The sequence below is a fragment of the Streptomyces sp. NPDC006872 genome (assembly GCF_040635845.1).
In the GTDB taxonomy this organism is placed as follows: domain Bacteria; phylum Actinomycetota; class Actinomycetes; order Streptomycetales; family Streptomycetaceae; genus Streptomyces.
Map to the genome: position 1 here is coordinate 901,919 of NZ_JBEYIL010000002.1, position 12,752 is coordinate 914,670.

A 12,752-nucleotide genomic window follows, 5' to 3' on the forward strand; every position below is an offset into this window, starting at 1 on the left:
ACGAGGACCTGCCGGCAGCACCCTCCGTCGGCTCACGGAGGCGCTCAGGGGTCAGCTGTTCCGGTCGGGCTTCTGCGCGGTCTTGCCCGCCGGGGCGGTGCGGAGCATGGCCTTGTAGAGGGCGTCGTGCTCGGGCGAGGAGGGCAGGGGGGCTCGCGCCGGGGCCTCGAAGGACTGGATCATCAGCGCGACGACGCGTCGCCAGGCATCGGGAGCGGCATCGCCGCAGGCGTTGACGACGCCGAGGTTGGCCATGTGCAGCAGCACCAGATCCGAGGGGTCGAAGTCCTCACGCAGCCGACCCGTGGCCTTGGCGCGGCCGATGAGCTCCACCATGCCCTCGTACGCCTCGTTGCGGCGCTCCTCCATGGCCCTGGCGGTGGGAAAGGTCATGGTCAGGACGTCGGCGAAGCCGTTGTCGGCGGCCTGCATCGCGCAGGCGGCCTCGATGTAGCCGACGAAGCCGTGCCAGGGGTCAGGGTCGACGAGGGCGGTGGCGACCGCGTCGGCGTAGGCGTCCATGCGGTCGGAGAAGACGGCGGCGACCAGCTCCTCCTTCGTGGGGAAGTGGCGGAAGACGGTGGCGATCCCGACGCCCGTTTCGCGCGCCACGGAGGCCATGGACGCGCCCAGGCCGTCGCGTCCGAACACGGTGCGCGCGGCGGCGAGGATCCTGCCGCGGTTGCGCTCGACGTCACTGCGCACAGGCTGGGCGGCGGGGGCGTCGTGGTGTTGGTCGCCGGGGTTCATGACGGGCAGTCTAGCAATCGGAAAGGCCTATCCATTTCCCGTGCTACGGTGGTCGCAGCGAAACGGAAAGGGTTATCCGGATCGGACGGCGAAACGGATAGCCCTTTCCGTAACGCCCCGTCTTCTTGACGCGTCCGTCGCCTCGACGGCGTTCTACGAAAGGATCGCTGTGACCAGCATCGCCATTGTCGGAGCCGGCCCTCAGTTGGGTCTGGCCATCGCCCGTACCTTCGGCTCACAGGGCTTCGACGTCGCCCTGATCTCCCGCAACCGCACCAAGCTCGACGATCTCGTCGGCACGCTCACCGCCGAGGGCATCACCGCTGCCGCGTTCCCCGCGGACGTACTCGATCGCGACGCCCTCACTCAAGCCCTCAAGGATGCCGCCGCGCAGTTCGGCGGCATCGACGTCCTGGAGTACTCCCCGGTGGGCACCATGGGCTCCACTGTGCTGACCACGCCGATCGAGACCGAACCTGGCCATGTGCAACACGAGATCGAGTTTCAGCTCTACGGCGCCATGGCCGCCACCAAGGCAGTCCTGCCGGCGATGCGCGAGGTCGGCGCCGGCACCCTGCTCTACACCACCGGCGCGGGCTCGATCGACCCCGTCCCGCAGGTCGGCAACGTCAACGCCGCTGCTGCGGCGCTGCGGAACTGGGCGCTCAACCTGCACAGGGAACTGGACGGCACCGGCGTGCAGGCCGCCCATGTCGGCATCGACGTGTCGATCGGTATGTCGGTCGTCCCCGGATTCCCGACGGCCCAGCCCGAGGAAATCTCCCCGGTCTACTGGGACCTGCACACCACCAAGCGCGACCAGGCCGAACTCGTCTTCAGCCGCTGAGACCACGCCTGGTACCTCGTTCAACCCGAACCGAACCCCTGCGGAGTGGTAGAGGCATACGCCAACGGCGTCCGAGTCTCGTTGAGGCGTGCCGACAGCCGCGAGGGACGGCGGTCGGACGTCCACGGTCGCACGGCGACCCGCACCCCGGCGTGCCGAGGCCAGCGGCTGTTCCACCGCGGTGTCCCATTCGGTCTGCGGCGGCGGGCTCCGCGACATCTCCCGCGGGTAGGCTTTGCCTGATCAGGCAAAGTCGGCGGGGACGAGGCATGGGCGGGGTCGAGAAGACGCGGGGTGGCGGGGCTGAGCGGGCGACCTCGCGGGATGTCGCCCGGCTTGCCGGGGTGTCGCACACGGCCGTGTCCTTCGTCTTCAACGGGCGTGCCCAGGGCAACCTCTCCGCCGAGACGCAGGAGAAGATCCGCAAGGCGGCCGAACAGCTCGGCTACCGGCCGAACGCGGTCGCCCGTGGCCTGCGCCGGCGTCGTACCGCCGTGATCGGTCTGGTCACGGACGAGATCGCCACCTCGCCGTTCGCCGGGCGGCTGCTGCGCGGGGCCATGGACATGGCGTGGAGCAGTGAGCACCTGGTGCTCACCGTCGACTCCGGGCAGGACCCGGTCGCCGAGGACGCGGCTGTCGCCGAACTGCTCGACCGGAGGGTCGACGGGATCATCTACGCCGCGCTGTCGTTGCGCCGCGCCCGAGTCCCGGAAGGGCTGCACCGCACGTTCGCCGTGCTCGCCAACTGCCTCCCCGAGGACGGCTCCCTCCCGGCCGTCATCCCCGCCGAGCGGGCCGGTGGCCGCAGCGCCGCGCGCGTCCTTCTCGACGCGGGCCACCGCCGTGTCGCCCTGGTGGGCGGTCTGGACGACATCGCGACCGCGGAACGGCTGCGCGGCTTCCGTGACGCGCTGCGGACGGTGGGGCTGACCGCCGAGAAGGACTGGATCATGCGGACGGGAGGGGAGATCTCCGCCGGGTACCAGGGCGCGCTGCGGCTGCTGGACGGTGTTCCCGCCGACCGGCGGCCCACGGGGATCGTCTGTTACAACGACCGGGTCGCCGCGGGCGTCCTCCACGCCGCCGCGCGCCTGGGCCTCGACGTGCCCGCCGAGCTGTCCGTCGTCGGCTATGACGACCAGGAACACATGGCGGCTTTCCTCAGCCCGCCCCTCACCACGGTCGCTCTGCCCCATCGCGCGATGGGGGAGACGGCCGTCCGCCTGCTCCTGGACGCCATCGACAGCGGGACCGCGCCGCCGGTCACCACCCGGCGGCTGGAGTGCCCCGTCGTCACGCGGGGTTCGGTGGGACCAGCTCCCAGCCCGTGACCTCGACGTCCGTCCCCCGCACGGTCAGCTCCGCGATGTCGTCGGCCCGTCGGTACACCCGTTCCGTGGCCGTCGCCCGGTCACCCGCGAACAGTTCCAGCAGGGAGCCGTCCACGAGGATCCGTACGGTGAGGGTCTCGCCCGGCGGGGTCGGCAGGACCAGGGGGGCTGTGCCGTCCGGGCGGGAGCGCGGCCAGGCCGTGCGGTCCAGGGTCACCGTGCCGGACGCCGGATCGAGTCGCACGGTCAGTTCGGCCCCGGACGCGGCCCGCAGCAGACTCACGGTCGCCGCTGAACGGGCGGTCACCAGCAGGTCGTATGCGAGGGGGAGTGGCCGGTGCGGTCCTGGTGCGGCCGTGAACGGGACGGCCGCTCGCAGTAGTTCGAGCTCGGGAGCCGGTACGACCCGTAGCGTGCCGTCCTCGTGGGTGTCCATCACCCGGGGTGCCGTGAGGACGCCGGACCAGCCCGCGCGGTCCACCTCCTCGGGCGGGCGGGACTCCCAGGACCAGCCCCAGAGCAGGGCGCGGCCGGACTCCGTGTCCTGGAGGACGGCAGGGGCGTAGAAGTCACGGCCGAGGTCCAGCGGTCCGCCGCCCGTACCGGCCGCGAACCTCGGTCCGCCGTCCGCCTGCTCCACCAGACGGCCCGTGACGTACGCGGTGCTCAGCGGGTCGCCGTCCCACAGGGCCACCGCCAGCACCCAGTCGCCCCCGGGCGTCGCCCACAACTGCGGGCACTCCCAGCCGATCGCCCGCTTGCCGAAGGCCCGGGCCGCCGCCGGGTCCCGGCCGTCCAGCAGGACCCCGGCGAACCGCCAGTCGTACAGGTCCTCACAGTCGTACACCAGGACCGACGGGGTGCCGTCGGCGTGGCCGGCGCCCATCAGCGCCCAGCGGCGTCCGGCGAAGCGGAAGACGAAAGGGTCCCGGAACATCGTCACGTCCAGGCCGGGTGGTGGGCCGGCGACCACCGGCACCGGCAGTTGCTTCCACTTCCGCAGGCCGTCGTCCTCGGTCACGGCGAGACAGATCGCGCTCAGGCCCTGGTGGTCGTGGTCGATCCCGGAGTACACCGCTGTCGGCACACCACCGTCGTCCACCACGCAGCCGGACCAGCAGCCCGCCTCGTCCGGGCCGTCGGGCGTGGGGCGCAGGGCGATCCCGTGGTCGTCCCAGTGGGCGAGGTCGGGGCTGGAGGCGTGGCCCCAGTGAACGTTCGTGTGCACGGGGGCGTCGGGGTTGTGCTGGTAGAAGAGGTGGTATCGACCGCCCCAGCGGAACGGGCCGTTCGGGTCGTTCATCCAGTTGGCCGGCGGGCGGACCCTGAAACGCGGGCTGTCGGCGTCGGTCGACCGGCTCACGGAACTCAACGATTGACTCCTGCGGATGTGATGCCCTCGCGCAGAGGGCGCTGGCCGACGACGAACACGACGACGGCGGGGAGCATGGAGAGGACGACTCCGGCGAGGACGACGGAGATCGAGCCGGTGCCGAGGTTGCCCTGGAGGGAGACCAGGCCCAGGGGCAGCGTGAGGTTCTCGGTGGAGGTTTCGAGGATCAGCGGCCGGAAGAACTCGTTCCAGTGGTAGTTGAAGGCCAGCACGCCGACGATGGCGAGACCGGGGGCCGCCAAGGGGGCGTACACCGACCGGAAGACGCGCCACGGACCCGCGCCGTCGATCATCGCCGCCTCGCCCAGGTCCTTCGGCATGCCCAGGAAGTACTGGCGCATCAGGAAGGTGCCGAAGGCCGTCGGGAAGGCCGGGACGATGAGGCCGAGCAGGGTGTCGGTCAGACCCATCGTCTTCAGTTCCAGGAAGACCGGGACCATCGTGACCTGCAACGGCACCATCATCGTGGCCAGGACCAGCGCGAACAGCGGCTTCTTGAAGCGGAATTCGAGGCGGGCGAAGGCATAGCCCGCCAGGCCCGCGGTGATCATCTGGCCGGCTGCGATCAGCGCGGTCACCAGGGTGGAGTTCAGTGCGTACAGCCAGACGTCGATCTGGTCGAAGACCCCGCGGTAGGCGTCGACGGTGGGGTCTGTGGGGATGATCTTCGGCGGCAGGTCGAAGGACTCCGCCGGCGTGCGCAGTGACGTCGACACCGTCCAGATGACTGGGCCGAGCGTCAACAGGGCGCACAGCGCCAGGCCTGCGATCCGGCCCCAGGGCGCCAGGCCGTGCCGTACGCGTGACGCGGTGGGGCTCATGCGGGGACCCGGCATCGAACCCGATACGGAACCCGGTATCGAACCCGATACCGAACCCGAGAGGGAACTCGTACTCATCTGACTCACCCGACTCACTGGTAGTGGACGTAACGCCGGCTGAGCCGGAACTGGAGTGCGGTGACCGCCATGATCAGGGCGAAGAGCAGGACGCCCACGGCGGACGCCTCGCCGAAGCGGAGCTGCTCGAAGGCCGTCTCGTAGATGACCATCACGACCGTGCGCGTCGAGTCGCCGGGACCGCCCGCCGTGAGGACGTACGGCTGCTCGAAGACCTGGAGGGCGTTGATGATGCCGACCACGGACGCCACCAGCAGCGTGGGCGACAGCAGCGGCAGGGTGATGGCGAGGTGTTTGCGCACCCCGCTCGCGCCGTCCAGCGAAGCCGCCTCGTGCACCTCTTTCGGGATGTTGTTCAGGCCGCCGACGAACAGCAGGAACGAGAAGCCGAACTGCTGCCAGACGTACGCCAGGACCACGGCCGCCATCGCCCCGTTCTCCGAGGTCAGCCACGGGACCGAGGGGATACCGACGGTGCCGAGGAGCCAGTTCACGGGGCCGAAGTCCTGGTTGAACAGGTACTTCATCACCACCGAGATGGACGCGGCGGACAGCACCAGCGGGAAGAAGAACGCCGAACGGAACACGGAACGCAGCCACTTGGGCATCCGGCCGTTCACCGCGATCGCCAGCACCAGCGCGATCAGCAACTGGAGTGCGACCGCGAGCACCATGAAGACGAGCGTGTTGCGGAAGGAGACGAGGACCGTCGAATCGGTCAGGATCTCCCGGTAGTTGGCCGCTCCGGCCCACCGCGGGTCGTCGATCACGTCCCACTGGAAGAGGCTGAGGACGACCGAGCCGACGATCGGTACGACCGTGAAGACGACGATGCCGACGACGGTGGGCGCGAGGAACAGTACGGCGAGGAGGCGGGTGCCCCGGGCGCGGATGGCGGTGGCGGCCGTGGACTTCGATGCCTTACGGGTCCGACCGGTCCCGCGGTTCCCGCGGCTCTTGCGGGTGCGGGCGGGCTCCGGCCCCACGGGCCTGATCTCGGTGTTCGTCACACTTCACGCTCCATGGCCTTCTCCAGGTCCCCCTGCAGCCGGCGCAGCGCGGGACGCACCGCGCCGGGGCTCGCGAGGGCGGTTCCGGTGTGCTTGATCAGCAGCTGCTCGACCTCGTTGACCTGCGGCGGGGCCGGGATCGGGCCGGTGCTGGGGATCTTGTCGAGGGTGTCGTAGAAGACCTGCCAGTGGGCCGGGCCGGTCTCCCGGTAGCGGGCCTCGTCGACCATGGAACGGCGGGCCGGAGTGGTCTGGTTGGCCGCGAAGAGCTGGGTCATCACGTCCTTGCGGGCGGTGTACTTGATGAACTCCCAGGCCTCGTCCCGCATCTTCGACGTGCGCAGCATCGCGTACCCGGCGGCGCCGAACTGGTGACGCCGGGTACGCCAACGCGGGAAGTACCGCACGTCGTAGTCGGCCGGTTTCATGCCCGCCTGATGCAGGCCGCCCGCCCAGAAGCCGCCCGCGGGCGTGACACCGACGCGGCCGGTGGAGAAGACGCCGACGAGGTTGCGGCCGTCGCCGCCCTCCGGCCGGGTGCACAGGTCCTCCTGGACGAGGGAGGAGAGGTAGTCGTAGACCTCCGCGACGCGGTCGGAGTCGGCCAGGGGTGTCGTCCACCGGTAGCCGCCGCCCCGGCCACGCCGCTGTGCCTCGGGATAGAAGGAGTTCCAGAGCCAGTCGCCGCCGGGGGCCTTGGACTCGGTGAGGAGGTTGGTGTCGTTGGCGAAGAGCCAGGGGACCACTCCGCCCCACAGCCGGTTGGTCCAGAAGTACGGGGTGAACCGGTCGCCGTTGCTGCGTTTCATCGCGCGCAGCAGCGTGGTGAAGTCGTCGTGGGTCCAGTCGTCGTCGGGGAGGTCGGCACCCGCGCGTTCGAGGACCCGGCTGTTGAGGTACATGTCGGCCGCGTTGAACTCGACCGGCAGCTGGTAGAGGCTCCCCTCGTACATCATCGACTCGACCAGCGAGGGATGGACGTCGGCGAAGTACGTGCGCAGCTCGGCCGCGTCCCGCTTCGCCCACCTGTCCAGCGGTACGCCGAGCCGCTGGGCGAAGAGCTGCACGCCCTCGGTGGCGACGTACACGAGGTCGGGTGCCGTGCCCGCGGCGATCTGGGTGAGGATCTTGGAGAAGAAGTCCGACCAGTCGTAGGCCTGTACGGGGTTGATGCGGATCCTGATGTCGGGGTGGACCTCGCGGAATCCGTCGTGCAGGGCGCGCTGCGCCTCGGGGTTGAAGGCGGAGCCCAGGGTGGCGATGACGAGCGAGCCGTCGTCGCGGCCGGGGATGTCGGCGCCGGTGAGGCGGTCCCAGCCGGCCGCGACACCGGCGAGAGCGGCGGCTCCGGCGCCGTACGCGCCGTAGCGCATCAGGGCCCGTCGGGAGAGGAGCGAGTCGGTCATCGGCGAGCCTAACTCGTGTTAGCCGAAGTGTGATTCCACGATGATGAGAACCCCGCTGAGGCTCTGTCAAGGGATGTACGCGGATGGGAAGTGCGGATAGGAAGTTGCGAACGGCCGGTGCGCGAGGGCTTGACCTTTAACGAGTTAGGTATACGGTTCCGGTCCCATGAGCCGCGTCCTGACGACGACGTCGGGGAAGGGAGCCGCACGATGCGTGGCATGAAGAGGAGTTCGCTCGGCCCAGGGGCGACACTGTCCAGGCGGTCGCTGCTGACGGCCTCGGCCGTCGGCGCCGCCGGTGTTCTGCTGCCGGACCTCGTGAGACCGGCGGTGGCGGTGCCCCGCGAGGCGACGGCCGCGTGCACGGGCAGCTACCGCGCCGAGTACCACTTCACGGTCCCCGACCAGTGGATGAACGACCCGCAGCGCCCGATCTGGATCGACGGCGAGTACCACTACTACTACCTCTACAACCCCGACTACTCGACGGGCGGCACAACGGCCGGCACCGCCTGGCGCCTGGCCACCAGCACCGACCTCGTCTCCTTCACCGACCGGGGCATCGCCGTGCCGAAGGACACGACCCCCAACGGCGATGTCTGGTCCGGCTCGGCGGTGGTCGACACGGACGACACGGCGGGCTTCGGCGCGGGCGCGGTGATCGTCCTCGCCACCATGGCGCCCGACGACGTCACCCAGGCCCAGTACCTGTACTACTCGACGGACGACGGCCGCACCTTCACCAACCACGGCACCGCCCCGGTCCTCCCCAACCCCGGCGTACGGGACTTCCGCGACCCCAAGGTGATCCGCGACGAGGAGCACGGGCGGTGGGTGATGCTGCTCGCCGAGAACGACAAAGTCGGCTTCTACCACTCCGCCGACCTCAAGGCGTGGACGTACGTCGGCGGCTTCATCAAGGGCGGCATCGGCGTCCTGGAGTGCCCCGACCTGTTCCGGATCAGGGCGGACGACGGGACCTGGAAGTGGGTGCTGGGCGTCAGCGCCAACGGCAAGGGCTCCGGGCTGCCGAGCACGTTCGCGTACTGGACGGGTTCCTTCGACGGTACGACCTTCACCGCCGACGCGTCCGATCCCCAGTGGCTGGACCACGGCTGGGACTGGTACGCGGCGGTCACCTTCGACAAACGTGACGCGAGCGGGGTCCTGGACCCTGACACGCGGTATGCGATCGGCTGGATGAACCACTGGGACTACGCGAACACCACGCCCACCGTCGAGTGCGACGGCTTCAACGGCACCGACTCGATCGTCCGCGAGATACGACTGAAGCACGCGTCGGGTACGTATTACCTGGCGTCCCAGCCGGTGGCGGCCCTGGGCGACCATGTGTCGCGCATGGTGGACCTCGGCGACATCGCGGTCGACGGCACACGACCGCTCGACTACACGGGTACCGCGTACGAGCTGACCTGTGAGATCACCTGGGACCAACTGCTGGGCGCCGGCCTCCAGTTGCGACGGTCGTCGGACGGTGGGCGCCACATCGACGCGGGAGTCTACGGCGACTACGCCTTCGTCAACCGCGGTTACACCGTGAGCCCCGACACCTCCGGCCGCTGGCAGGAGAGCCGCACGCCGTTCGACCTGTCCGCCGGCACGGTCCGCCTGCGGATCCTCGTCGACCGCACGTCGGTCGAGATGTTCGTCGGCGACGGCCGGTACGTGCACTCGACCGAGGCCTTCCCCGACCCGTCCGACACCGCACTGGCGCTGTTCACGATCGACGGGCAGGCGGTGTTCCGGAACGTGGTGATCCGGGAGTTCACGGTCTGATCCGACGGGGAGGCGGCCGGGGCGGGCCGAGAGTCTGGGCTGTCTTCCGGTGCGAATCCTGTCCGAGTCCACGGGTGGATTCTGCGGTGGGTCAGTGGGTGCCGAGCCGGCCGGCGAGGAGCCGGAGTCGTTCGGCGTCGGGGCTGCCTTCGGCGGCGGTGCAGACCATGAGCGCGGGGCCGGAGTTGCCCGGTATCGGGTAGGCGTCCCAGTCCAGGTTCAGTTCGCCGACCTGGGGGTGGGTGAGGCGCATCTGTCCGCGGGTGGGTTCCACCACGTCGTGGAGGGCCCACAGGGCCGCGAACTCGTCGCTGTGGACGGCGAGTTCGCCCACCAGCTCGATCGCGCGCGGGTGGCCGGGATCGGCGGCGACCTGTGTCCGCAGCATCCCGATCAGCTCCGCGACGGTGGCCGCCCGGTTCGGGCAGGTCCGGTCGGCCTCGGGGCGCAGGAACAGCGCCAGCAGGTTCCGCTCCCGCTGCGGCCGGCGGGTGAACTCTCCCAGCAGGGCGCCGCCGAGCGGGTTCCAGGCCAGCACGTCCAGGAAACGGCCGATGACCAGAGCGGGCGAGGTCATGCTGCGCAGCAGTCGTAGCGTAGTGCCGGGTACCTCCTCCGGCTCGTACGAACGCGGCAGACGGGCCGGGGTGCGTGTGGCGGCAGCGAGGCTGTGGAGGTGCCGGGTTTCCTCGGCGGAGAAGTTCAGGGCGCGCGCGAGGGCGTCCAGGACCTGTTCGGAGGGGCGTACGTCGCGGCCCTGTTCCATGCGCTGGTAGTAGTCCGAGCTCACCCCGGCCAGCAGGGCCAGTTCCTCACGCCGCAGCCCGGCGACGCGCCGCCTCGGCCCGGGTTCCAGCCCGACATCCTCTGGCCGCAGCCGAGTTCGGCGGGTGCGCAGGAACTCCGCGAGTTCGCGTCGGGGATCGTCACTCATGACTTGGGAGGGATCGGGCACGACACCAGTATGCCGTCGGTGCGGCCCGCGAGGGTGGGTCTGCCAGACCCAGGAAAAGGAGAACGACCGTGATGTCGCGTGCGGGGTCCAACATCAGACGCACCACAGCCGGTCACGGAGGGAACAGCGACATGAAGGCCGTTCAGATCACGAGTTTCGGTACGGCGGACGTACTGCGGATCAATGACGTGGACCGCCCAGCTCCCGGCGCGGGGGAGGTCCTGGTGTCGGTCGAGGCGTCCAGCGTGAACGGGCACGATGTGATCGTCCGGGCGGGGGAGCTGAAGATGGTGTCGGGACGCCGGTTCCCGATCGGTGTGGGCCTGGACTTCGCGGGCACTGTCGCTGCGACCGGTGCCGGTGCCGAGGGTTTCCGGGTCGGGGACCGGGTGTGGGGCATGGTGCATCCCCGGCAGCGGCACACGACCGCGGGGGCGGCCGAGTACGTCGTGGTCTCCGCGGAACGGATCGCGCACGCCCCGGCGGACCTCTCGTCGGTCGAAGCGGCCTCCCTGGTCGTCACGGGTGCCACGGCGCTGATCGCGCTGCGCGACAGTGTGCGCCTCGTGGGCGGCGATCGGGTCCTCGTGCGGGGCGCGGCCGGCGGAGTCGGCACGGCCGCCGTGCAGTTGGCGCATGCCCTGGGCGGTCACGTGACCGCGCTGGCCCGCGACCGCCATGCCGAGTTCCTGACCGACCTCGGCGCCGACGAGGTCCTGGACTACCGCTCCACCACCTCGGACCTGATCGGGCCGTACGACGTCATCGTCGACACCGTCGGCACGGAACTGCACTGCTATCGAAGCCGGTTGGCCAAGGGCGGGCGGATGGTCACGGTCGGACTGTCCGCGTCGGCCCTGGCCGCGATCGCCGCGTCGAGCGTGCACGGCTCGCGCCGTATCCGCACCTTCAGCGCCAACCCGGGCAGCGCCGTGCTGCGTGATGTGGCCGACCATGTCACGTCGGGTGCGCTGCGCCCGGTGATCGACAGCGTGTACCCGCTCGCGGACATCGCCGCGGCGCACCAGGCGTTCGAGCGCGGCGGCGTCGTGGGCAAGCACGTGGTGACGGTACCGCGTGGCTCCGTCTGACGGAGTCCGGTCAGTGGGGCGTGGTGTGCAGGTCGATGAATCCGTTGGGCGGAGCCTCGCTGGTGGAGCACGGAGAAGTAAATCGGTGGGGTGATGCAGGGGAATCTGCCACGCTCGTCGGATGGGTGCATTGGATGCAGTGGCAGGAAGGATTGCCGGCGGGGCCACCGTGACGTTCCGGCCCAGCGGCTCCTCGATGGTCCCGCTGATACGCAGCCGGCAGCAGGTGGTCGTTGCCCCGGTCGACCCGTCGAAGCTGGAGGTCGGGGACATCGTCCTCGCCCGTGTCGCCGGGACGGTCTACTTGCACTTGGTGTTGTCCGTGGACCTCGCCAGGAAGCGGGTGCAGATCAGCAACAACCGTGGCCGCGTCAACGGTTGGACCAGCCACGATCGTGTCTTTGGTATCTGTGTGGCAGTCGACGGCGTCACTCGGTCGGGAATCGTGGGCAAGGCGCTCGCGGCCGACTCCGACGACTCCTCCTGAACCTGACGTTCCGGCGGCATCGGGCCTCCTGGTCGCAGCCAGCAACGAGTGGCTGTGACCAGCACTTTCGAAACGAAATCAAGTCCGGGGAGCCGTCGGGCCGCCGCGGATCAGTCGAACCAGTCCGGATCCGCAGCGGCTATGTGCGCGGCGAGGACGGCCGGGTCACGGTGGGCTTCGTGGAGGAGGACACCCAGGCGCCGCAGCGCCTCGGCGTCCTTGCCGTGGGCGGCGAACATGCCCGCCTCGCAGTCGTAGGCAACGCGGTCCGCCAACTCCGGGGCGCGGGACTGCACGGCGGAGCGGGCGATGGCCTCCCAGTCGTAGCCGCCGCCCTCGTGGCCGTGCTCGTCGAACACTGCGGCGGTGGCGTCCATGCCGTCGCTCAGGATCAGGCCATAGGTGCCGGGGGCGTGATCGTACGCAAGGAACACCAGAGGGGCGAAGCTCTCGCGGTCGGTCGTCTCGGTCGTCATCGGGCAATCCTAGAAGCGGGGTACGACATTCCGGCTCTGACCTGTACACAGGTGCCGTTACGGAGCCGGCGAAGTCGGTGTGCTTGGGCGGGTTCAGGCGCTTGGGTGCTGCATTCGGGACGCCGGCAGGACGCAGGCAGTCGGACGGGGCTGTCTCAGCCAGCTGCGCCGCAGCGACGCTCCTGAACGACGCGGGAGGGACGATAGACGCCGTCCGGCATGGGACACCACGCGTAGGTGTCATCCAGTGCCGCCTTCAATCGGTGTCCTCGTCCGTCAGCTGAACCACGTTCACGTGACCCTCTCG

Annotated in this window: 12 protein-coding genes; 5 read left to right on the forward strand and 7 right to left on the reverse strand. The window is 69.9% G+C overall.

Annotated elements, in window-relative coordinates; all coding sequences use genetic code 11:
* Positions 1-51: 51 nt before the first annotated feature.
* A complete protein-coding gene (locus ABZ725_RS08825) occupies positions 52-750 on the reverse strand; it encodes a TetR/AcrR family transcriptional regulator (protein WP_358802026.1) in 699 nt (232 codons plus the stop codon).
* A 169-nt stretch (positions 751-919) separates the two neighbouring features.
* Between ABZ725_RS08825 and ABZ725_RS08830 the strand changes: the two genes are divergently transcribed.
* Together ABZ725_RS08830 and ABZ725_RS08835 are read left to right on the forward strand one after the other, a co-directional pair.
* Positions 920-1,597, forward strand: a complete 678-nt coding sequence (locus ABZ725_RS08830; RefSeq protein WP_358802027.1) for an SDR family NAD(P)-dependent oxidoreductase — start codon at positions 920-922, stop codon at positions 1,595-1,597.
* Positions 1,598-1,866: 269 nt separating this feature from the next.
* Complete coding sequence (locus tag ABZ725_RS08835) at positions 1,867-2,931, forward strand: LacI family DNA-binding transcriptional regulator (RefSeq protein ID WP_358802028.1); 1,065 nt, start codon at positions 1,867-1,869, stop codon at positions 2,929-2,931.
* On the opposite strand, the gene ABZ725_RS08840 is transcribed toward ABZ725_RS08835, so the two are convergent.
* From ABZ725_RS08840 to ABZ725_RS08855, 4 genes are all read right to left on the reverse strand, one after another.
* Positions 2,894-4,294, reverse strand: a complete 1,401-nt coding sequence (locus ABZ725_RS08840) for a glycoside hydrolase family 32 protein (RefSeq protein WP_358802082.1) — start codon at positions 4,292-4,294, stop codon at positions 2,894-2,896. The genes ABZ725_RS08835 and ABZ725_RS08840 overlap by 38 nt on opposite strands.
* A 5-nt stretch (positions 4,295-4,299) precedes the next feature.
* Positions 4,300-5,145: a carbohydrate ABC transporter permease gene (locus ABZ725_RS08845; RefSeq protein WP_358802029.1), complete on the reverse strand. Its 846-nt coding sequence runs from the start codon at positions 5,143-5,145 to the stop codon at positions 4,300-4,302.
* 92 nt (positions 5,146-5,237) lie between these two features.
* Positions 5,238-6,233, reverse strand: a complete 996-nt coding sequence (locus ABZ725_RS08850) for a sugar ABC transporter permease (protein ID WP_358802030.1) — start codon at positions 6,231-6,233, stop codon at positions 5,238-5,240.
* Entirely contained in the window at positions 6,230-7,639 is a 1,410-nt protein-coding gene (locus ABZ725_RS08855; RefSeq protein ID WP_358802031.1) for an extracellular solute-binding protein, read from the reverse strand. The genes ABZ725_RS08850 and ABZ725_RS08855 overlap by 4 nt, the downstream gene beginning before the upstream one ends.
* Positions 7,640-7,858: 219 nt before the next feature.
* Between ABZ725_RS08855 and ABZ725_RS08860 the strand changes: the two genes are divergently transcribed.
* A complete protein-coding gene (locus ABZ725_RS08860; protein ID WP_358802032.1) occupies positions 7,859-9,436 on the forward strand; it encodes a glycoside hydrolase family 32 protein in 1,578 nt (525 codons plus the stop codon).
* A 91-nt stretch (positions 9,437-9,527) separates the two neighbouring features.
* Here the strand turns inward: ABZ725_RS08860 and ABZ725_RS08865 are convergent, their stop codons facing one another.
* Positions 9,528-10,370 (reverse strand): helix-turn-helix transcriptional regulator, encoded by an 843-nt coding sequence (locus tag ABZ725_RS08865; RefSeq protein WP_358802033.1) that lies wholly within the window; start codon positions 10,368-10,370, stop codon positions 9,528-9,530.
* A gap of 152 nt (positions 10,371-10,522) precedes the next feature.
* Between ABZ725_RS08865 and ABZ725_RS08870 the strand changes: the two genes are divergently transcribed.
* Positions 10,523-11,482: an NADP-dependent oxidoreductase gene (locus ABZ725_RS08870; protein WP_358802034.1), complete on the forward strand. Its 960-nt coding sequence runs from the start codon at positions 10,523-10,525 to the stop codon at positions 11,480-11,482.
* Positions 11,483-11,621: 139 nt separating this feature from the next.
* Positions 11,622-11,969: a S26 family signal peptidase gene (locus ABZ725_RS08875; RefSeq protein WP_358802035.1), complete on the forward strand. Its 348-nt coding sequence runs from the start codon at positions 11,622-11,624 to the stop codon at positions 11,967-11,969.
* Positions 11,970-12,079: 110 nt separating this feature from the next.
* On the opposite strand, the gene ABZ725_RS08880 is transcribed toward ABZ725_RS08875, so the two are convergent.
* Positions 12,080-12,445 carry an Imm51 family immunity protein gene (locus ABZ725_RS08880; RefSeq protein ID WP_358802036.1) on the reverse strand — a complete coding sequence of 122 codons (366 nt, stop codon included), beginning with the start codon at positions 12,443-12,445 and terminating at the stop codon, positions 12,080-12,082.
* Between the last annotated feature and the right edge of the window lie 307 nt (positions 12,446-12,752).